The 19,199-nt window shown below is 69.7% G+C and carries 19 protein-coding genes and 1 pseudogene; 10 read left to right on the top strand and 10 right to left on the bottom strand.

From position 1 onward, the window contains the following. A partial coding sequence (locus tag EJK15_RS73640; protein WP_206061778.1) for a PAS domain-containing protein occupies positions 1–1,804 on the bottom strand: 1,804 nt, incomplete at its 3' end. Positions 1,805–2,219: 415 nt separating this feature from the next. Here EJK15_RS73640 and EJK15_RS56645 point away from each other — a divergent pair. Next, a complete protein-coding gene (locus EJK15_RS56645) occupies positions 2,220–2,408 on the top strand; it encodes a hypothetical protein (RefSeq protein WP_138718734.1) in 189 nt (62 codons plus the stop codon). A gap of 17 nt (positions 2,409–2,425) precedes the next feature. Then, the gene (locus EJK15_RS56640; protein ID WP_240777852.1) at positions 2,426–3,031 is read left to right on the top strand and encodes a TetR/AcrR family transcriptional regulator; all 606 of its coding nucleotides are present in this window, start codon (positions 2,426–2,428) and stop codon (positions 3,029–3,031) included. Here the strand turns inward: EJK15_RS56640 and EJK15_RS56635 are convergent. Further along, a complete protein-coding gene (locus EJK15_RS56635) occupies positions 2,994–4,310 on the bottom strand; it encodes an alpha/beta hydrolase family protein (RefSeq protein ID WP_138718733.1) in 1,317 nt (438 codons plus the stop codon). The genes EJK15_RS56640 and EJK15_RS56635 overlap by 38 nt on opposite strands. 237 nt (positions 4,311–4,547) lie before the next feature. Between EJK15_RS56635 and EJK15_RS56630 the strand changes: the two are divergent. After that, positions 4,548–4,727, top strand: a pseudogene (locus EJK15_RS56630) (response regulator transcription factor); the annotation flags it as partial. Between the two features lie 127 nt (positions 4,728–4,854). Here EJK15_RS56630 and EJK15_RS56625 read toward each other — a convergent pair. Continuing rightward, positions 4,855–6,900: a cellulose binding domain-containing protein gene (locus tag EJK15_RS56625; RefSeq protein WP_138718732.1), complete on the bottom strand. Its 2,046-nt coding sequence runs from the start codon at positions 6,898–6,900 to the stop codon at positions 4,855–4,857. Positions 6,901–7,092: 192 nt separating this feature from the next. Between EJK15_RS56625 and EJK15_RS56620 the strand changes: the two genes are divergently transcribed. Genes EJK15_RS56620 through EJK15_RS56610 form a run of 3 tightly spaced genes read left to right on the top strand, consistent with a single transcriptional unit; the run spans position 7,093 to position 9,288 of the window. Continuing rightward, positions 7,093–7,803, top strand: a complete 711-nt coding sequence (locus tag EJK15_RS56620) for an HAD family hydrolase (protein ID WP_138718731.1) — start codon at positions 7,093–7,095, stop codon at positions 7,801–7,803. A gap of 31 nt (positions 7,804–7,834) precedes the next feature. After that, the gene (locus EJK15_RS56615) at positions 7,835–8,425 is read left to right on the top strand and encodes a class I SAM-dependent methyltransferase (protein WP_138718730.1); all 591 of its coding nucleotides are present in this window, start codon (positions 7,835–7,837) and stop codon (positions 8,423–8,425) included. Then, entirely contained in the window at positions 8,425–9,288 is an 864-nt protein-coding gene (locus EJK15_RS56610; protein WP_138718729.1) for a fructosamine kinase family protein, read from the top strand. The genes EJK15_RS56615 and EJK15_RS56610 overlap by 1 nt, the downstream gene beginning before the upstream one ends. Here EJK15_RS56610 and EJK15_RS71825 read toward each other — a convergent pair. The 3 genes from EJK15_RS71825 to EJK15_RS56595 all read right to left on the bottom strand — a co-directional run bounded on the left by EJK15_RS71825 (position 9,285) and on the right by EJK15_RS56595 (position 11,293). Continuing rightward, on the bottom strand, positions 9,285–9,923 hold the full coding sequence (locus tag EJK15_RS71825) for a hypothetical protein (RefSeq protein WP_171075143.1): 639 nt from the start codon (positions 9,921–9,923) through the stop codon (positions 9,285–9,287). The two genes, EJK15_RS56610 and EJK15_RS71825, sit on opposite strands and share 4 nt — an antisense overlap. Before the next feature lie 233 nt (positions 9,924–10,156). Continuing rightward, positions 10,157–10,663: a hypothetical protein gene (locus tag EJK15_RS56600; RefSeq protein WP_240777851.1), complete on the bottom strand. Its 507-nt coding sequence runs from the start codon at positions 10,661–10,663 to the stop codon at positions 10,157–10,159. A 69-nt stretch (positions 10,664–10,732) separates the two neighbouring features. Further along, a complete protein-coding gene (locus EJK15_RS56595) occupies positions 10,733–11,293 on the bottom strand; it encodes an exonuclease (RefSeq protein WP_138718727.1) in 561 nt (186 codons plus the stop codon). A gap of 146 nt (positions 11,294–11,439) precedes the next feature. Between EJK15_RS56595 and EJK15_RS56590 the strand changes: the two genes are divergently transcribed. Then, positions 11,440–12,318, top strand: a complete 879-nt coding sequence (locus tag EJK15_RS56590) for a hypothetical protein (protein WP_138718726.1) — start codon at positions 11,440–11,442, stop codon at positions 12,316–12,318. 119 nt (positions 12,319–12,437) lie between these two features. Here EJK15_RS56590 and lpdA read toward each other — a convergent pair whose 3' ends face one another. Next, on the bottom strand, positions 12,438–13,817 hold the full coding sequence (gene lpdA / locus EJK15_RS56585) for a dihydrolipoyl dehydrogenase (protein ID WP_138718725.1): 1,380 nt from the start codon (positions 13,815–13,817) through the stop codon (positions 12,438–12,440). Between the two features lie 39 nt (positions 13,818–13,856). Continuing rightward, on the bottom strand, positions 13,857–14,231 hold the full coding sequence (locus EJK15_RS56580; RefSeq protein ID WP_138718724.1) for a tautomerase family protein: 375 nt from the start codon (positions 14,229–14,231) through the stop codon (positions 13,857–13,859). Positions 14,232–14,250: 19 nt separating this feature from the next. Between EJK15_RS56580 and EJK15_RS56575 the strand changes: the two genes are divergently transcribed. From EJK15_RS56575 to EJK15_RS56565, 3 genes are read left to right on the top strand one after another with little or no spacing between them, the layout of a single operon-like run. Beyond that, the gene (locus EJK15_RS56575) at positions 14,251–14,901 is read left to right on the top strand and encodes a response regulator (RefSeq protein WP_138718723.1); all 651 of its coding nucleotides are present in this window, start codon (positions 14,251–14,253) and stop codon (positions 14,899–14,901) included. Positions 14,902–14,907: 6 nt separating this feature from the next. Continuing rightward, positions 14,908–15,960, top strand: coding sequence for a quinone-dependent dihydroorotate dehydrogenase (locus EJK15_RS56570; RefSeq protein ID WP_171075142.1), 1,053 nt, complete (start codon positions 14,908–14,910; stop codon positions 15,958–15,960). A 17-nt stretch (positions 15,961–15,977) separates the two neighbouring features. Continuing rightward, a complete protein-coding gene (locus EJK15_RS56565) occupies positions 15,978–16,532 on the top strand; it encodes a GNAT family N-acetyltransferase (RefSeq protein WP_138718721.1) in 555 nt (184 codons plus the stop codon). Between the two features lie 31 nt (positions 16,533–16,563). On the opposite strand, the gene EJK15_RS56560 is transcribed toward EJK15_RS56565, so the two are convergent. Further along, positions 16,564–18,156: a beta-N-acetylhexosaminidase gene (locus EJK15_RS56560; RefSeq protein ID WP_138718720.1), complete on the bottom strand. Its 1,593-nt coding sequence runs from the start codon at positions 18,154–18,156 to the stop codon at positions 16,564–16,566. After that, on the bottom strand, positions 18,153–18,965 hold the full coding sequence (locus tag EJK15_RS56555; protein ID WP_138718719.1) for an N-acetylmuramoyl-L-alanine amidase: 813 nt from the start codon (positions 18,963–18,965) through the stop codon (positions 18,153–18,155). The genes EJK15_RS56560 and EJK15_RS56555 overlap by 4 nt, the downstream gene beginning before the upstream one ends. Positions 18,966–19,199: the final 234 nt, after the last annotated feature.

Raw genomic sequence — 19,199 nt, 5'->3', positions numbered from 1 at the left:
CGTCGGGGGACAGCTCCAGGTCGGCCAGGGTGCGGACCGCGGTGCGCAGGCGGCCCATGGTGACCGCCTCGGCCACGCCGTGCCCCATGACGTCGCCGATGACTATGGCGACCCGGTCGGCCGACAGCGGGATGACGTCGTACCAGTCGCCGCCCACCTCCATGTCCTTACCGGCAGGCAGGTAGCGGGCCGCGGCGGTGACCGCCGGCAGGCTGGGCAACTCGCGGGGAAGCAGCCCGCGCTGCAGTTCCTGGGCACGCGTGTGCTCCCTGTCGTACAGGCGGGCCCGTTCCATGGCTTGAGCGACCAGCCCGCTGAGCGCGGTGAGCAGGTTGCGCTCCTCGCCGGTGAACTGGCGCGGCTCGGAGAAGGAGACGACACAGCTGCCCACCGGGCGTCCCGAGGCGATCAGCGGCAAAAAGGCCCACGCCTTCTTGTGTCCCGCCGCCGGAAGGTCGGCCGTCGCAGGGTAACGCTCGATGTACTCCTCGATCGAGCCGATGAACATCGGAGTGCGATCACGCAGGACCCCCGTGATCGGGGGTCCCCCGGCGGCTGGTATCCGGGTCACCCGGTCGACGAACTCTTTCGAGTACCCGGTGAACCCGACCGGCCGCAGGTGGTCGCCCTCCACGAAGGCGAGCATCAGCCCAGTGGCGCCGAACGACGGCAGGATGTGATCGGCGGAGGCGTCCACGACATCGTGAACGGTGACCGCCTCGGCCAGCGCCCTGGTCAACTGCCCGATATGGGAGGTCCGCTCGGCGTCGGCCCGCTCCACGGCAGCGCGCTCGGCGTTACGCGTCCGTGGCGCGGTGACTCTCTCCAGGGCGTCATGGGTCTTGGTGACGTCCCACAGTGTGCCGATCATGCGTAGCGGCTCACCGTTCTCATCGAGCACCAACCGGCCGCGGACCCGCACCCAGCCGGACGTCCCGTCCGGGCGGCACACCCGATACTCGGCGCTGTACATCCTCCCCGTGCGCATCGCCTCGTCTATGTCGGACAGCACCCACGGCAGATCCTCGGGGTGGACGATGCCCGTCCAGGTCTCGATGCGCCCATCGAAGGTGCCCGGATCGACGCCGAGCACGGTGAACATCGCGTCGTTCCAGATGACATCACCGGTCCGGATGTCCCAATCCCACGTGCCCACCGTGTGCAGTTCCTGCCGCAGATGCGAGCCGGTGGACTGTTCCTGCCACTCCGTGAGGGTCGAACCGGGCGGACGTGAGGAGGACTTGTTCAGGCGCTCGCCGGCCCATCGGCCCAGTGTGTCGAGAAAGCCCCGTCGCCCGGCCGACGGCTCGTGCGAGGAGAGCGTCAGGACCGACAGCGCGCCGACCGGCCCGCCCGGGCCGAGCAGCGGGACGGCCGCCATCGCCGTATCGGCCGGCCAGGACCAGGACCCGGTTTCGGCCCCGTCCGGCCGTCCGCTCGCCGTCGCGCCATCTTCGGGCATCCCAGGTACGAAGTCCGCCAAAGACACCTGTACGAACGCACTGTCCCGGAACGCGCGTGCCGGGGCGAACGGGCCGTTCCCGTCAATGCGATCCCATGCCTGGGTGAAGGCCGGGGGCAGCCCGCTGGTCACCACCAGGCGCAGCCCGCCGCCGTAGCTGGGACCGCCAAGATGCGCCATACCGCCCAGCCCGGCAAGATCGGCCACCGCCTGCTGGACCGCGAACCGCAGGAGCTCGATCCCCCACAGATCATCACCGACCACCGCCAGCAGCCGTTTCCGCTCCTCGGACACCTGGTCCGCCCACATGATCTGCGGACCTTGTGAATCCTGTTCGCCCATCCCCATCCTCATGCCCTTCACCACGTCACCAGGGTCTTCATCAGGGTCAAGAGCGATCCTGCGGAGCCTGGGCTCTGGGACGCGTCTGCGGTATTGATCCGGGAGGACTGTGTATATATGGGGGATATGTGCTGAGTATAACTACCCAAGGCATCCGCTTCATCGCCCATTCAGGTGACGGCAGTCCGCGAAAAGCGTTACTCGTCCAGGGCTTTCGGGTCGACGGCGCGCCGCGTCCCTGGTCTGTGGAGTCAGCTTGAGACTCGAGTACCGCCGTACTGAGGGGCAAGGCGACATGACACGCTGAATCCGTGGACACGTTGACGTTGCACCTGAAAGTTCTCCAGGTGACTGGGGCCGACGACGGGCGGTGCTGTCCCCGGACCGTTTTCTCGCAGGGAAGGGGACACCGCGAATGAGCGAGCCGGCGGTGTGCTCGGCGAAGGGCTGCCGGTCGGCGGCGTCATATGCGCTGATCTGGAACAATCCCAAGATTCACGCGCCGGAGCGGGAGAAGATCTGGGCGGCCTGCGAGGAGCACCGCCAGTACCTCGCTGACTTCCTGGACGTGCGCGGATTCCTGCGCCGAGTGGAGAGATTCTAGGCGCCATCCATACCGCCGTGCTGGACGAAGTGGCGGAGGTCGGAGTCGGGCGGCTGACCATGGACGGCATCGCCAAGCGCGCGGGCGCGGCCCGCACCACGCTCTATCGCCGCTGGTCCGACCCGTTCGAGGTGCTGCTCGACGCGCTTCATCACATGCATCCGGTGAAAGAGCCGGCCCCCGGAGCCGACGATCTGCGCGGGGATCTCATCCGCGCCCTTCGGCTCATGGTGTCGTGGATGGTCAGTCCCGCCGGTCGCGCGGTCGCTGCCATCCTCACCGATCCCGGGCGCAGCCCTGAGGTGTCGCAGGTGCTCTTCGAGCGGGTCTTCTCCAAGCGTGGTGGGTCGTTCACCAGCACCGTCATGCACCACTACGCCGCGTGCGGGCACTTCCCCGCCGAAAGGATCACGCCGGTGGTCGCGGACATCGGCGAGGCGCTCGTCACCAAGCGCGTGATCGACGCGGGCGTACTTCCCGACGATGACTATCTGGCCGACGTCGTCGACCAAGCCATCCTGCCCGCGCTGGGCCTACCGCCGTGGCACGAATCCCTGGGTGCCTGGGCGGGTGGCGAGCCGGCCGCTACCGGCAGGTCGTCGTCTTCACGGAGCAGAACTTGACCTCGGGATAGCGCGCCGAGGGCTTGTCCAGCAGGGACTGTGGCTTCTTACCAAGGTGCTGGTCGAGGAAGGCTCCAACGTACCTGCGGGTGATCTCCAGGGAGCGGACTCCGGTCAGGTCGGCCCCGTGGTCAATCCCGAATTGATCGGCCAGCAGCGGAACGTCGGTGAAGGACGCGTGCGCCGCACCGGCCACCACCAGCCAGCGCTTCCACCCGGTCAGGCCTTTCCAGTCGCGCTCCCACGTACGGTCCTTGCCTCCGGGGCTGTGCATCGCCTGCGTGCCCAGGAACAGGAACGGCCGCGACAACCCGCTCTTCGGGATCGGGGCGAACGTGGTGCCGTCCATGTTGATCCCCGCGCGCACCCGGGAGTCCTTCAGCATGGCGGCGATGCTGCTCGCACCTCCCACGGACTGGCCGGCCATCGCGATCCTGGACGGGTCGATCAGATGGGCACCCTTCCACGTCGAGCGCGACCGGGTCAGCTGATCGAGCACGAAAGACACGTCGAGCGCCCGGCTCCCTACCACCTTCTCCCCGAAATCCTCGCCCTTGGTCTCGCAAGCGACGCATGTGGTGATCCGTCCATCGGGGAAGGTCGTGGCAGTGGTCTCGTACGTATGATCGATTCCGGCCACCACATAACCTCTGCTCGCCAGATCCTCTGCCAGGGCCGTGAGCGAGCTTCGGTGCGAGTTGAAGCCGGGGGAAAGCACCACGAGGGGCAGGGTGCGCTTACGCCCTGCCGGTTTCGCGTCGCTGAAGGCGTTGGTCCGCGTCTTGCTCAGCACGTCGGACGGCACGCCGGTGATCTGAGCGTCCTTCAGGAGGAGCTCCGACTCCTTCGGTGTCACGTACTGCGCTCGCCGCTCGTCCCGAACCTTCGCCGGATACCACAGGGAGACCATGAGCTCTCTCGCCGTCGCCTCGGGGACCCAGGGGTCGTGGCGAGAGACGTCCTTCAGATGCAGGGACGTGGCCCCGACCGGATGGGAGCCCGTCGGCTTGGGCAGGTACGGCGTGCCCGCCGGGGCGGCTGAACGGCCGGCGGACGCGCTGGAGGCGGATGCGGGAGCCGTGGAGCTGGAGGCCACGAGGGCGAGCAGTCCTGCGACGGCGACCACGCTGCCACGCAGGATCGGATCCCGCGACGTCCGCCTTCCGCCGCCGGATAGCCCCGGCACGGCGACGGCCTCGCCCTTCCCGCCGGTCCACGATGGCGCACCGGCGGCGTCGTATCGCCTGGCCGCGCCTCGCTCCTCTGTCACATGATCCATGAACGTCCGTCCTTCCGCGTTGGGACGGCCGCCTCGACGGGGGATCGCCGCGGCGGCCTGATGCCGGGAACGACGCTAGGCGCGGGCGGTGTTCACACGCGTCGGCTGCCGTGCCGACATCGCATACTTCCTGGGAACGACCCAGCCCCGGTGTCATCCCTGCGATGTACTCCCGACGGACACCGCCCCCGTCACCGAGAAGGATGTGAGGCGGATCAGGCAGGCGGGACAATGTGCCTGAGCAACGCCGAGCTCGCCGAGCGGCTGACTCTCAGCCCGACGACGGTGAAGACCCACGTCGCGCGTATCTTGTCCAAACTCGGCCTCCGGGACCGGGTCCAGGCCGTCGTGCTGGCCTACGAGACTGGACTGATCTCGCCGGGCGGTGCGGCGGGAAGGTCCGCAGTCGTCGGATGACTCGGCTGACATCGGCAATCTGGCCTTGACGGTGGTCGCCGTCAAGGCCAGGTCCCGAGGTGATGTCATCGACGCGAGGTGGCGCGAGCCGCGGAACTCAACCGCAAAGTCTCGCGATGACCGGCTACTACTGAGTCCCGCAGACGGTTCCGTTGAGGGTGAAGACGGAGGGAAGCACGTTCGGGCCGGTGTAGTTGCCGACGAAGCCGATCGTGGTCGACGCCCCGGTGGGTAGCGAGCCGTTGCCGGAGTCATTGACGACCTTGACGTCCGAGCCGTCCTGCGTCCACACGGCGCTCCAGCCGCTGCCCAGGCTCTGCCACGACCTCGGCCAGCTGAAGTTCAGGGTCCAGCCGTTGATCGGCGCGCCGTGGTTGGTGATGTCGATGGCGCCGACATAGCCGCTGCCCCAGTCGTTCTGGTTGGTCAGGCGTACTGTGCAGGAGCTGGTGGCGGGGGTGCCGGTGGTGAACGTCAGCGGTGGGGAGGCCCACGAGGTGGTGCCGCCGCTGTCTCGGGCGATCACGTTGATCGTGTAGCGGGTGCCTGGTTTGAGGTTGTTCGCGGTGAACGAGGTGCCGGTGGTCTCGCCGAGTTGCTCGGTGATGGCTCCGTTCTGGCGGTGGATCTCGTACTTCACGATGGGACGGGCGCCGGGGGAGGCGGCGGGCCAGGAGATCGTGGCGGTCTTGTCCGTCATGTCGGAGGCGGTCGGCTGGCCGGGGGCGGCTGGGAGGCCGGTTTGAGTCGATGCCGGACGTAGGACGATCGTGGTCAGGGAGAGCGGCGGCAGCGTCTGGCTGGTCGTGGTGCCCGTTGTCGAGGTGGTGATGCTGGTGGCGGCGTTGGTGTGGGTCAGTACGGTGGGGGCTCCGGACGCGGGGGCGAAGCCGGAGTAGGCGATCGTGGCGGGGTAGGACGTGTCGGACGAGGTGTTGATCATCAGGACCGCCAGGTCGCCGTTGGGGCGGCGGGCGGCGTGTGCGGTGACCTTCGGCTGGTCGGTCGCGGCGCGGATGAACTGATCGCCGGGGCGGGCGAACCTGCTCATCATCTGGAGCGCGTAGTACGGCGCGAAGGGCGTGTTCAGCGGCGGCTCGCAGACGGTGCCGTCGGAGGTGCACGTCGCGCTCGACAGCAGGCCGAAGTCGCCGTAGTCGGTCTGGCCCTCGACCTCGGTGACGGTGCCGATGCCGTTGCGGACGTTCCACCAGTCGACCGTGAAGACCCCGTTCGCCAGCAGCGTCGCGTACGCGTCGGCGGCGGCCAGGGCGCCGGGCTGGGTGTTCGTGCCGTTGTTGCTGGTCCCGGTGTTGAACTCGGTCATCGCGATGCCGATCCGCTCGGATCCGGGGCCTGCGTGTTTCGCGATCTGCTGGCGAGTGAGCCCGATCATGTCGGGTACGTGGGCGGCCTTGTCGAGGGCGCCGGGGTACCAGTGCAGGATGACAAAGTCGATCTTCGGGCCGGCGGTCGACAGGACGACCTTGTTCCAGGTTCCGTCGTCGCCTTCGCCCACTATGCCGTCCGGCCAGTTGGCGGGCGTGGTGAGGACTGCGCCGATCTTGATGGTGGGGTCGGCGGCCTTCATCGCGTCGGCGTACGCGACCACGTGGCGGGCGTACTCGGCCGGGCTCTTGTCGGCGTGGTCGTCCGCCTCCCACGCGACGCCGTAGTGGCCGTTGCCGTAGTTCTCGTTGCCGATCTCCCAGTACTTGATGCCGTAGCCCTTGGTGACGTTGGCGTGGCGTACCCAGGCCGCGGCCTCCTCGGCCGTGCCGGTGCCGTAGTTGGCGGTCACCATCGCCTGGGCTCCGGTGCGCTGCACGCCGCGCATGAACGTGTCGAAGTCGGTGTTGGGGGCGACATATCCGCCGGGGGCGGTGTGGTCGGCCCAGTGGTAGATGTCGGAGTACGAGCCGCCGGGGTAGCGCAGCAGCTTCACGCCCGCGTCCTTGAGCTTGTCTGCGGTCTCGTCGGTGCCCAGATGGGTGTCCCAGATCGCGTGGTTCGTGCCTATGCCGGTGCCGGGGGCGGTGGCGAGCGCGGCGCGGGCATTGACGGTGACGGTGACGGTGATGGGGGTGATCTCGTCGGCGTACGCCGTGGGGGCGTTCAGGGTGGTCAGCGTCAGCAGGATCGCGGACGCGGCTCGTAACAGGGTCTTCGGCATCGGCGCACCTCGCCATGAGTAGCGGCAATCACTCGACGCCCCCTCCTGACCAGGAGGCATCATGATCATGAGGGGTGGTGCTTCGCCCGTCAACCAAGGGTGAAACTTTCACGCCGGATGATCGTCGCTCATCTGGCGAGTTCGTCATCACCTCGCCGCTAGCATTGATACGCCTGAAATATCGAGGTCCCCATGCGCCGGATCACCCATATCCTCTTCGACTTCTTCGGCACCCTGGTCGAATACTCGCCCAGCCGTACGGAACAGGGTTACGCGTCGTCCCACGCGTTGCTGCGGCGGCTCGGTGCGACGCTGACCTATGAGGAGTTCCTCGACGTCTGGTCCGGGGTTTCGGCGGAGTTCGACCGGCTGAGCGACGAGGACCACCATGAGTTCTCGATGATCGACGTGGGCACGGCCTTCCTCGCCCAGGTCCTGCCGCGCAAGCCGAGTTTGGCGGAGGTCGAGGAGTTCACGTCCCAATACGTGAGCGAATGGAACTCCGGCGTCCGCTACCTTCCCGGGCTTGCGGGTCTGATCGAGGAGTTGTCGGCGGACTATCGCCTCGCGGTGGTGACCAACACCCACCAGCCGAACCTCGTGCCCGATCATCTGGCGGCGATGGGCCTGCTGTCTTCGTTCGACGCCGTGATCACCTCGGTGGAGGTCGGATGGCGGAAGCCTCACCCGAAGATCTTCGCCGGGGCGCTCGACACGCTGGGTGTCCGGGCCTCGTCCGCCGTCTTCGTGGGTGACACGTACGAGCCCGACTTCGAAGGCCCGGAACGCGCCGGCATGACGGCGTATCTCATCGACCCGCATCGCCTGGCCGCGATCCCGGAGGATCGCCGGCTCACATCGGTGTTCGACCTTCCCCGACGCCTGCACGCGCAAGGGGTCTGACACCGGAGTACGAACCAGACGAAAGGGTCGTATGCCTTTCAATCACAACGACCACTACCACCGGACGCTCCTGCGCCTGGTCCCTGACGGCTGCAAGACCGCGCTGGACGTGGGCTGCGGAACCGGCCGGTTCGCGCGGCGGCTCGCGAGCCGCGGGATCGAGGTCGACGCGGTGGACCCGGCGGCGGAGGTGATCGAGGCCGCGACCGCGCAGGGCGGTGGGCCGCGCTTTCACCACGCGGACATCACGCGGATGGAGCTGCCCGAGGCCCGCTACGACTACATCTCCTGCCTGGCGAGCATCCACCACGTGCCGTTCGGCACCGTCGCCGCGCTGCGCGACGCGCTCGCGCCCGGCGGCGTCCTGGCCATTCTCGGCTGCTACCCGGAGAGGTCGGCCGTGGACTACGCGTGGAGTCTGGCCGCCATCCCGATCAACGCGGCGGCACGGCTCGCGGTCGCCGCCGGGCCCCGCGACCGCGAAGGGACACCCATGGCGCCGGTCAAGCCCCCCGAGATGTCGTTGCAGGACATCCGGCGCGAGGCGGGTGTCCTGCTGCCCGGCTCCACCATCCGCCGGCTGCTCTTCTGGCGGTACCTGATCGTCTACTGTAGAACCTGATGGATCTTCTTCTGGTACGGCTGCGCGAGGCCGGGTTCGACGCCGTCTCCGCCGAGCCCGCCCCCGGCGGCGTGGTGGCCACGGCCGCCATGGCGAGCCTGCGTGACGGCTCCCGCGTGTTCGCCAAGACGCTGCGCGGTGCCGGGAACGACCTCTTCACGATCGAGGCCGAGGGGCTGCGCACGCTGCGCGAGCTCGGCGGCGCCACCACCCCCGAGGTGCTGGCGGTGACACCCGGCCTGCTCGTACTCGAGCCGCTGTGCCCGCGCCGCGAGGACGACGAGCGGTTCTGGGAGGAGCTGGCCCGTACGGTCGCCGCCGTGCACGCCGTCACCGGCGACCGGTTCGGCTGGCGCCGGGACGGCTGGCTCGGCCGCCTGCGCCAGGACAACACCTGGGACGCGGACGGGCACGCCTTCTTCGCCCAGCGCCGCATCCTGCGCTGGCTGCCGGAGCCGCTGGTGGAGGAGGCCTTCGACCGTGATGAGCGCCGATCGCTCGAACGGCTCTGCGCGGCGCTGCCCGACCTGCTGCCGCCCCGGCGGCCGGTGCTGACGCACGGCGACCTGTGGCGCGAGAACATCCTCGCCGACCAGGCCGGCCGCCCGGCGCTGATCGACCCCGCCGTCTCCTACAGCTGGGCCGAGGCGGACCTGAGCATGCTCTGGTGCTCGCCGCGCCCGCCCGCCTCCGACCGCTTCTTCGCCGCGTACGCCGAGGCGGCGCCCCTGGCCGACGGCTGGCGAGACCGCATGCCGCTGTTCCACCTGCGCGAGCTGCTGAGCAGCATCGCCCATGACGATGACGGCTGGGGCGCCGCCGAGGCCGTACGCGAGATCATCGGGCCTTTCCGGCCACGTTAGTTGTACTTGTACAGCTGGTCGGCGATCTGGTGGTTGTCGTCGAACACCGCGGCGCGGTACATGCTGACGGACAGCTCGCCGTGCTCGGCCTTGCCGCAGGTGTTGACCCCGGCCAGCTGGTGGATCTCGAAGCGGGCGGTCGGGTCGCCGCCCACGAAGTATTCGGCGCGGGCCTGGTACTTGTCGGCGCTGGTGTCGCACGCGAAGACGTACGTCCTCCGCTCGGCGAAGCAGGTCGTGGCGGCGCGTCTCGTGGAGGTGCAGGCCTCGGCGCGGGCGCGGGCGCCGGCCGGGGTGACGCGGGTTTCCCGCTTGACCGGATATTTGGCGACATTCTGTACGGTCTTCCACCGGCTGAATTTGACCCGGTGGTTCCCCTTGTACAGCGCGGCCCGGAACGTCACGATCCTTCCGATCTCGCGGCTGCCGCGTACGTCGCCCTCGCGGCCCAGGTTGTGGATGACGTACTTGGTGCCGAGGTAGCCGCTCAGGTAGTACTCGACCGCGGCATGACGCCTGTCGCCCGCCGTGTCCTCGATCGTGACCCCCGGCCGGTCGCTTCCGTCGGGACCCACGCACGCCTCCGCGCCCTTGACGCGGACGCACACGGGCTCGCTCTCCTCGGCCTCACTCACGGGGGCCGAGGCGGAGGCGACGGGCGCGGCGGTTGCGGGCGCTTCTGTGACCGCTCGGGGTTCGGACTTCGCCGCGGCCCCATCAGCGCTGAATACGACGGCGGCCACCACGACCGCCGCGATGAATGTACGAGCTAACCCCACTCCGACCTCACCAGCCTCAGGAATCACAATGGTCTGTGTGAGTGTGACGCGGATTACAGGAGATAAGTTCGGATCCGGATAGATCACGTTCAGGCGGTGTTCACGGAGTCAGGTCTCGAGGCGTCTCTTCGGGTCAGGCTGGCCAGCAGGAGGAGGAGCGCGCTCTGGGCCAGCATGCCGGGCGCGAGCGGCGGCGCCGAGCCGACCGACTTGGTGAGCGCGGACCACCACTGGGTGAGCGCCGAGTAGGTGTCCCACGCGGAGTCTGCCGCGCCCATGCCGAAGTTGACCGACACGTGCGTGTAGACGCCGTACGCCGCCGTGAGCAGCACGACCAGCGCCAGCACGCGCACCGCGGTGATCGTCCGCGGCGAGTCGCGCAGGGCGAGGAGCAGCAGTGCGAGCGCGAGGAGCACCAGGGCAACCCAGGGGATCAGCTGGACCGGGCTCCGCCAGTGGCGTTCGAAGGCGAGCTCAAGGGCGGCACCGACGATGCCGATCGCGACCAGCCCCAGGAGGCCGAGACGTAGCGTGATGGGGCCTGTGGGGACGCGTCGGCGGCGATGTGCCGCCGCCTGCTCCGAGGTTGAGGTCATATCCGGACCCTGACCGGGCAGGTTCAGAGGTTCCTGTGCGAATTCTGAAGATCTGGTGAGAATGGCTGTTCAGGTGGCCGTCCGCCGCCGTCCGAGGACCCCCTCGAACACCTCCGCCAGCTCGGCCGCGTCCTCCCCGGCGTGATGCGTGTGCGGCAGCCCTTCGAGGCCCAGCTCGTGCTTGATGGTCCCCTTGCGCGTCTCGGACCACTCGCAGCCGGTCTGCCCCATCCAATAGCTGCGCAGATCGACCCCCGACCCGGTCACCCCGAACGGGCTCTTGCCGGTGAACCGGATGAAGTACCAGTGGACGAACATCCCGTCCCACACCGCGGGCGCGGCCAGGAACACGGGCCGCCCGATCTTCCGCAGCCCGTTGACCCACCGCGCGGCCGCCGCCATGGCCTCCTCGGGCGGGGGCGCCTCGCGCAGCAGCCGGTCGCGATCGAGGCCGGAGACTGCCAGCGCCGCGGGCACGTAGTCGTCGGAGATCGGCCGCAGCTCGGTGTAGAACGTCAGATCCGCCCGCCCGGCCACGGCCATGCCCAGGGAGATCATGCTGTACGGGCCGGGAATGGGCCCGTCGGCCTCAACGTCTACGGCGATGTACAGCTCGGGAAGTCGGGACACGGCCTCAAAGGATAGCTGCACGACATCTTCACGACATCCGCACACCAGGCTGCTGGATCGGGCGCCCCGGGCAGGGTGTGCTCGAAGGGCGTCACCTCGGCGGGCGTGACCTGCTCCGGGGTACTGCCGTGAAGGAGACGCCTTTGATGGAGACCTGGATCGACCAGCCGATCATCGATCCCACCGTGTCCGGACGGGTCCGGTCCCGCCTGACCGGCACGCCGCCACTGCTCGGCCGCCCCGACCTCGAGCTGCCGCGATGGGTGCGCTGGCTCTTCGGCGCCGGCGCGGCCGTCACCGGAGCGGGCGGGACCCTGTTCACCATTGCGGCCGCCCGGACCGACGGGGTGTCCGCCTCGCTGTCGGCCGTCATGGTCTTCGCCATCACGGTGATCTTCGTCGGCCTCACTCGCCCCGGCATGGGTCATCGGCGGCCCCGGCCGTACGCCGGCCGCTACGTCATCCCGGCGGAGCTGGACCCCGCCGCGCTCGCCCTGCTCGCCAGGGCGCGACAGGCCGTCATGGACGTGACCGGCTCTCGGGTGAACCGGCTGGGCCTCCTCGACGCCATCGCCAACGACGTCGTGCTGCCCGAGCGGCTGTGGGAGATCGCCCGCCTCGTGCGTACCCACACCGAGTTGCGGGCGGAGCAGGCCGAGGCGCTGGCCGACCTGATGACGCCCGAGCTCGCGGCCGTGCTGGAGCCCCAGAGACAGGCGCTCGGCCGCTCGGTGGCGGCCGTCGCCGCGCGGGTGCGGGAGCTGGAGGCGTACGCGAGCCGCGTACGGGAGGCCGACTCGGCGCTGCGCGCGCAGGACCTGCAGAAGAGCAACGACCGCTATCGGGACCTGCTCGCGCAGACCGGCGACACGGAGAGCCTGCGACAGCTGATCGACCAGGCCGACGCGCTGACCACGATCCTGCGCGACGCGATCCGCGCCGGCCGGACCCTCGACGCGGAGATCGGCACCGACCGGGAGCCCGGGACCGAGCCTGGACGGATGCCCGAAGCGCCGTCCGTATAGGCGTCCGGTCAGATCCGTCCGGGTCCGGTCGCCCTGCCACCGCGCGGCCGCGCGTCAGCGGCGGCGGGACAGGGCACTTGACATGATGCAGGCCGGCTACCGGACAGGCCCCTGCCGAATCACATGTTGATCATGTGTCCGGCGAGGCCGTGGACGGCCTCCTTGACCGCTTCGCCGAGCGTCGGGTGCGCGTGGACGTTGCGCGCGACCTCGTGCACGGTCAGGTCCCACTGCTGCGCCAGGGTCAGCTCCGGCAGCAGCTCCGTGACCTCCGGACCGATCAGGTGGGCGCCGAGCAGCTCGCCGTGCGTGTTGTCGCTGATGATCTTGACGAAGCCGGCCGTGTCGCCCAGGCCGTGGGCCTTGCCGTTCGCGGTGAAGGGGAACTTCGCCACCTTCACGTCATAGCCCAGGTCCCGGGCCTGCGCCTCGGTGTAGCCGAAGCTGGCCACCTGCGGCTGGCAGTACGTGGCCCGCGGGATCATCACGTAGTCCAGCTCCATGGTCTCGGCGTCGGCGATCGTCTCGGCGGCGATGATGCCCATGGACTCCGCGGCGTGCGCCAGCATGAGCTTGGCGGTGACGTCGCCGATGGCGAAGATGTGCGGCACGCTCGTACGGCACCGCCCGTCCACCGCGATCGCGCCCCGGTCGGTCAGCGCCACGCCCGTCTTCTCCAGGCCGTAGCCGTCGACGCGCGGCTGGAACCCGATGGCCTGCAGGACCTTGTCGGCCTCCAGCACCTGCTGCTGCCCGTCCCTGGTGACGGTGACCTTGACGGAGGCGCCGGTGTCGTCGATGCCGTCCACGCGGGTCGAGGTCAGCACCTCGATGCCGAGCCGCTTGTAGCGCTTGGCCAGCTCGGCCGAGACCTCCTCGTCCTCCAGCGGCACGACCCGGTCGAGGAACTCCACGATCGTCACCTTGACGCCGTAGTTGTGCAGCACGTACGCGAACTCCACCCCGATCGCGCCGGCGCCCGCGATGATGATGCTGCGCGGCAGCTCCTCGGTGAGGATCTGCTCCTCGTACGTCACCACCCGCTCGGACAGCTGCGTGCCCGGGATCAGTCTGGTGGTGGCGCCCGCCGCGATGATGCAGTGGGAGAACGTGATCGTCTCGCCGTTCACCTGGACCGTGTTCGCGTCCAGGAACGTGCCGCGCCCGTCGTACTCGGTGATGGCGTTCTTCTTCATCAGGTAGTGAACGCCCTTGACGCGCCCGTCCGCCACCTTGCGGCTGCGCTGGAAGGCCGCGCCGTAGTCGAAGCTGACCTCGCCGCTGATGCCGAAGGTCTTGGCCTCGTTATGGAAGATGTGGGCCAGCTCCGCGTTGCGCAGCAGCGCCTTTGACGGGATGCAGCCCACGTTCAGGCAGACGCCACCCCAGTACTTCTCCTCGACGACAGCGGTGCGCAGTCCGAGCTGGGCGGCGCGGACCGCGGCCGTATATCCTCCCGGACCCGCGCCGAGAACGACGACGTCATAGTGAGTGCTCATGAGTCGGACCATACCGTCCGCCCACCGCCTCCCCTGACGTCAGACCTCCACCTTGTACGTCAGGGAGAGCTCATCGGCGGGAACACCACGAATTCCCCAGTTGACCTTGGGCATTTCGATAATGGTGACCTCCACATCCTCCGGGTCATGCGGCCACTTGTCGTAGATTTCCCGGATCAGCGCCCGCTTGGCGTCGTCGCTGCGCCCGGTGAAGCAGACCACCTCGATGATCAGATAGCGCTCGCTCCGCTGCGGGCAGACGAAGTCGTCGGCGTCCAGCAGCAGAAACCGGTGGAACCGCTTGTCCTCCGGCAAGCCCCACGCGCTCACCAGGCACGACTGCACCAGATCCGAGATCTCCCGCTGCCGCCCCGACCACACGTCCCTGCGCCCGTATACCTTCACCTGTGCCATGTCGGCCAATATAGATGCCGTGATCCGCATCCTCCTCGCCGACGACGAGGCCATGATCCGCGCCGGGGTGCGCGCGATTCTCGCGTCCGACCCGTCGCTGGACGTGGTGGCCGAGGCGGGCGACGGCAGGCAGGCCGTCGACCTGGCCATCAGTCATCACCCCGACGTGGCGCTGCTCGACATCCGCATGCCCAGGCTCGACGGGCTGGGCGCGGCGGCCGAGATCCGCAGGGTCGCGCCAAGGACGGCCGTGGTGATGCTGACCACATTCGGGGAGGACGACTACATCGCCAAGGCGCTCGACATCGGGGCCGCCGGGTTCCTGCTGAAGTCCGGCGACCCGCGCGAGCTGATCGCCGGGATCCACGCGGTGGCCGACGGGGCGGCGTACCTGTCGCCCAAGGTCGCGCAGCGGGTCATCGCCCAGCTGTCGGGCGGCAGGATGGCCAAGGGGGCGCGGGCGCGCGACCGGATCGAGGCCCTCACCGACCGCGAACGCGAGGTGCTCGCCCTGCTCGGCGCCGGGTTGCCCAACGCGGAGATCGCGGCCAGGCTCCACATCGTGGAGGGCACGGTCAAGGCGTACGTGAGCACCATCCTCACCCGGCTCGACGTACGCAACCGCGTACAGGCCGCGATCGTCGCCCACGAGGCCGGGTTGGTAGCCTGACCCGTGATGTATCGCCTCGTGTTCTCGCAGGTCTTGCGGCGTTTCGACGCCGAGGCCGTGCACCAGCTGACCGTGAGCGCCCTCGCGCTCCTCGCGCGGCTGCCGCTGCTCAAGCGGCTGCTGCACCGGGCGCTCGCGCCGCACGACCCGGCCTTGCGGGTGACCGCCTTCGGCGTGCACTTCCCCGGACCGCTCGGGTTGGCCGCCGGGTTCGACAAGGACGCCGCCTGCGCCGAGGGCATCGCGGCGCTCGGCTTCGGGCACGTCGAGGTCGGCACCCTCACCGCCCACGCCCAGCCGGGCAACCCGCGCCCGCGCCTGTTCAGGCTGGTGCCGGAGCGGGCGGTGATCAACCGGATGGGCTTCAACAACGCCGGCGCCGCAGCCGCCGCCCGCCGGCTGCGCCGGCCCCGAGGCCTCCCGGTCGTGGTCGGGGTGAACATCGGCAAGACCAAGGTGGTGCCGGAGGCCGAGGCCACGGCCGACTACGTGACCAGCGCCAAGGAGCTGGCCCCGCTGGCCGACTACCTGGTGGTCAACGTCAGCTCGCCCAACACGCCCGGCCTGCGCAACCTGCAGGCGGTCTCGCTGCTGCGCCCGCTGCTCACCGCGGTCAAGGAGGTCGCCGACAGCACCCCCCGCCGCACCCCGCTGCTGGTCAAGATCGCACCCGACCTGGCCGACGAGGACGTGGACGCGATCGCCGACCTGGCGCTGGAGCTGGGCCTGGACGGCATCATCGCGACCAACACCACAATCAGGCACGGCGGTGAGACCGGCGGCCTGTCCGGCCGGCCGCTCAAGGCCCGCTCGCTGGAGGTCCTCCGCCGCCTCCGCGCCCGGGTCGGCGACCGCCTCACGCTGGTGTCGGCAGGCGGGGTGGAGGACGCGGACGACGTCTGGGAGCGCCTCCTCGCGGGTGCGACCCTCGTCCAGGGCTACACGGGCTGGATCTACGGCGGCCCGCTCTGGGCCTCCCGCATCCACCGTCGGCTCGCCACGCGCGTACGCCGCCACGGCCTGAAGTCCATCACCGAGGCCATCGGCCGCACCGCCTGAGCCCCTATGGTGGGACGATGATCGAACCGGTCCCTCTCACAGACGGCGTCATCCTGCGGCCGGCCACCAAACAGGACGCCGAGGCCCTGCTGCGGGCCTACACCCGCAACCGCGACCACCTGCGCCGGTGGGAGCCCCGCCGGTCCAAGGAGTTCTACACCCTGGCGGGCCAGGCCCACCGGCTCAAGGACCTGCTGGAGCAGCGGGCGGCAGGCCGGGCGATGCCGTGGGTCCTCGCCGACGGCGACGAGATCGTGGGTCGCATGACGGTCAACACCATCGTCCGCGGCCCGTTCCTCAGCGCCGACCTCGGTTACTGGACGGACGCCGAATACACCGGCCGCGGCCTGACCACCAGGGCCGTGATGGAGGTGTGCCGGATGGCCGACCAGGACCTGGGCCTGCACAGGATCGCGGCGGCCACGCTGCTCGACAACGTCGCCTCACAGGGCGTCCTGCGCAAGGCCGGGTTCGAGACCGTCGGCATGTCCCCGCGCTACCTCGAGATCGACGGAAAGTGGCAGGACCACCGGCTGTTCCAGCGCATACTCAACGACCGCCCCGCCATGTGAGCCACGCGCCCGCTCCAGGTCGCTCCGGCCGTCACATGCTCGGCCGGGTGGACTCCGCGTCGTGCGTCATGCCGTCGATGCGGGCCATCACGTCCACGACCCGCACCTTGCTGGCCCGGTGCGGGCGCCGCCGCTGCCAGGGGCGCGGCCCGGCCGGCGGCCGGTATTCCACGCCGATCGCGTCCAGCCGCCCCAGGTGCTCCTCCAGCCGCCCGGCGAAGTCCTCCCCTCCGGCGCCCGACCAGGCCACCTCGGCGAGCGCGCAGGCCCGCGGCCACATGCGGTAGTCCACCGTACGGAGGTCCTGCACCCACTCGGTCCACAGCTGCGCCTGCACCCCCATGACCCGGGCGCGCTCCTCCTCCGTCCACTCACCGGGCGCCGGCCGGAACGCGGCCACGTCCTCGACGCCGATCGCGTCGCCGATGGCCATCGGCTCGTCCGCCGAGGCCGACTCGGCGTAGTCGAAGTACAGCGGGAACACCGGCGTCGCGACGACGTCGTGCCCGGCGGCCGCGGCGCGCCGGCCCACGCCCATGCCGCGCCACGGCATGACCACGGTGTCCTGCCGCAGCCCGCCGCTGACGAACGCCTCGTCCCACACCACGGTCCGCGCTCCCCGCTCGGCCAGCGCGTCCGCGAGCCGCCGCAGGAACCACGCCTGCAGGTCGTTGGCGGTGGCCAGCCCGAGCGAGTCACGGTACGCGACGATCTCCGCCGACGCGGCCCAATGGTCGAGCACCACCTCGTCGCCGCCGATGTGCACGTACGGGGTCTCGCCCAGCGCCCCTATCAGCTCGTCGAAGATCGTGACCAGGAACTCCACGGTCGGCGGCAGCGGCGACAGGATCGCGGGCGAGATGCCCCACCGGTCCAGCACCTCGTGCCGCTCCCCGGTGGCCCCGAACTCCGGGTACGCCGCAAGGATCGCCGACGCGTGCCCCGGCACGTCGATCTCGGGCACCACCGTGACGCAGCGCGCCCGGGCGTAGGCGCCGATCTCCGCCAGGTCGTCGAGCGTGTAGTACCCGCCGTGCGGGAGGCCGTCGTACGCCTCCGGCTCCCGGTAGTAGTTGATCGCCGTCCGCGCCCGGTACGAGGCGACCTCGTGCAGCCGCGGGTACGCCCGGCTCTCCACCCGCCACCCCTGGTCGTCCACCAGGTGCAGGTGGAGCCGGTTGAGCTTGTGCACCGCCATCAGGTCGATCAGCCGGAGGACCTCCCGCTTGGGGGAGAAATGCCGGGCCACGTCCAGGTGCAGCCCGCGCCAGGCGAACCGCGGCGCGTCCTCGATCCGCACCCCGGGAACCGGCCACGACGTCCGCTCGGAGAACCGGTAGGAGGCGTCGGGCAGCAACTGGTGCAGCGACTGCGCCGCGTAGAACGCCCCCGCCCGCCCACCGGCCACGATCTCGACGCCCCGCGAGCCGGCCGTCAGCCGGTACGCCTCCGCGCCCAGCTCCGGGTCAAGCCGCACGTCGATCTCGCCGGAGTCACCCGGTCGCAGGTCCAAGAAAGGGAGCGCGAGGCGTACGGCGTCGATCAGGTCGCCGGACACGGTCGCGCCCGCGGTCAGCTCATAGGAGCCGGAGAGGGTGGTGAGCAGCTCAGGGCGTGGAATCATGCTTTGAGATAGTGCTGCAATCCGTTCGCCAGCGCCACCGCGATCCTCTGCCGGAACTTCGGGTCCTCGAACTTGGCCGCCTCGGCCGGGTTCTTCATGTTGCCGCACTCGACGAAGATCTTCGGCACCGTCGAGAGGTTGAGCCCGCCCAGATCGTTGCGGTAGTTCAGGGCCTGGCTCCCGACGTACGTGGAGTACGGCAGGCCCGTGCCCTTGACGAAGGCGGCGCGTACGGCCAGGCCCAGCTTGTTGGACGCGCCCACGACCTTGTCCACCGGCCCGTTGATCTTCTTCGGGATGATGACGTGGAAGCCGCCCTCCTTGGCGGCCGCCCCGTCGGCGTGCACGGAGATCGCGGCGTCCGCCTTGGCCTTGTTGCCGATCGCGGCCCGTTCGGTGATGCACGGCCCGACGCCGTCGTTGGTGGACCTGGTCAGCTTGACCGTGGCCCCGCGGCCCCTGAGGATCTTGGCGAGGCGGTTGGAGACGTCCCAGGTGAAGGCGGCCTCGCTGTAGCCGTTCGCCGTGACGGTGCCCGTCGTGTCGCAGGCCTTCTTCTTGGTCAGCACGTCGACCAGGCGGTTGATGGCCGCCGGGTCGCGGTAGTTGCCGCCGTTGTGGCCGGGGTCGATGACGATGACCTCGCCGTCGAGCGGCTCGGCCTCCGGCGGAGCCTCCCTCGCGGGACTCTGCTGCGCCGTGGTCGCAGGAGCGGCCTGACCTGCCGCGGTGCCACCGGAGCCGGTGCCGCCGCACGCGGAGGCGATCAGGCCGCAGAGGGCGAGGACTGAGGCTGGTAGAGCACGCATGGCGTCAAATTTACGTCAAATGCGGTGCCCGAACCTGCCGTATGGCCAGTGCAGCGCCCCGGATGTCCTCACCAGACGTGTTCGCCGACCTCCTGCCGCTCCAGCAGGGCGGCGAGCTCCCGCGCGTCCTCGGCATCGAGGCCGAGGACGACGCGGGGGCGGCCCCACGGATGGTCGAGGGAGTGGGCGACGTAGCTGGCGACCGATTCCGGCCCGCCGTCGGTGCCCCGCCCC

Source organism: Nonomuraea basaltis (genome assembly GCF_005893125.1).
Lineage (GTDB): Bacteria > Actinomycetota > Actinomycetes > Streptosporangiales > Streptosporangiaceae > Nonomuraea > Nonomuraea basaltis.
Note: the sequence above shows the minus strand (reverse complement) of the source record. Positions and strands in the feature narration are given on the sequence as shown.

Excerpts from the sequence above, each read along its gene's own strand:
- EJK15_RS56645 (WP_138718734.1), top strand. The coding sequence starts at position 2,220 with ATGAGCGAGCCGGCGGTGTGCTCGGCGAAGGGCTGCCGGTCGGCGGCG.
- EJK15_RS56635 (WP_138718733.1), bottom strand. The coding sequence starts at position 4,310 with ATGGATCATGTGACAGAGGAGCGAGGCGCGGCCAGGCGATACGACGCC.
- EJK15_RS56625 (WP_138718732.1), bottom strand. The coding sequence starts at position 6,900 with ATGCCGAAGACCCTGTTACGAGCCGCGTCCGCGATCCTGCTGACGCTG.
- EJK15_RS56620 (WP_138718731.1), top strand. The coding sequence starts at position 7,093 with ATGCGCCGGATCACCCATATCCTCTTCGACTTCTTCGGCACCCTGGTC.
- EJK15_RS56615 (WP_138718730.1), top strand. The coding sequence starts at position 7,835 with ATGCCTTTCAATCACAACGACCACTACCACCGGACGCTCCTGCGCCTG.
- EJK15_RS56610 (WP_138718729.1), top strand. The coding sequence starts at position 8,425 with ATGGATCTTCTTCTGGTACGGCTGCGCGAGGCCGGGTTCGACGCCGTC.
- EJK15_RS56600 (WP_240777851.1), bottom strand. The coding sequence starts at position 10,663 with ATGACCTCAACCTCGGAGCAGGCGGCGGCACATCGCCGCCGACGCGTC.
- EJK15_RS56590 (WP_138718726.1), top strand. The coding sequence starts at position 11,440 with ATGGAGACCTGGATCGACCAGCCGATCATCGATCCCACCGTGTCCGGA.
- lpdA (WP_138718725.1), bottom strand. The coding sequence starts at position 13,817 with ATGAGCACTCACTATGACGTCGTCGTTCTCGGCGCGGGTCCGGGAGGA.
- EJK15_RS56580 (WP_138718724.1), bottom strand. The coding sequence starts at position 14,231 with ATGGCACAGGTGAAGGTATACGGGCGCAGGGACGTGTGGTCGGGGCGG.
- EJK15_RS56570 (WP_171075142.1), top strand. The coding sequence starts at position 14,908 with ATGTATCGCCTCGTGTTCTCGCAGGTCTTGCGGCGTTTCGACGCCGAG.
- EJK15_RS56565 (WP_138718721.1), top strand. The coding sequence starts at position 15,978 with ATGATCGAACCGGTCCCTCTCACAGACGGCGTCATCCTGCGGCCGGCC.
- EJK15_RS56560 (WP_138718720.1), bottom strand. The coding sequence starts at position 18,156 with ATGATTCCACGCCCTGAGCTGCTCACCACCCTCTCCGGCTCCTATGAG.
- EJK15_RS56555 (WP_138718719.1), bottom strand. The coding sequence starts at position 18,965 with ATGCGTGCTCTACCAGCCTCAGTCCTCGCCCTCTGCGGCCTGATCGCC.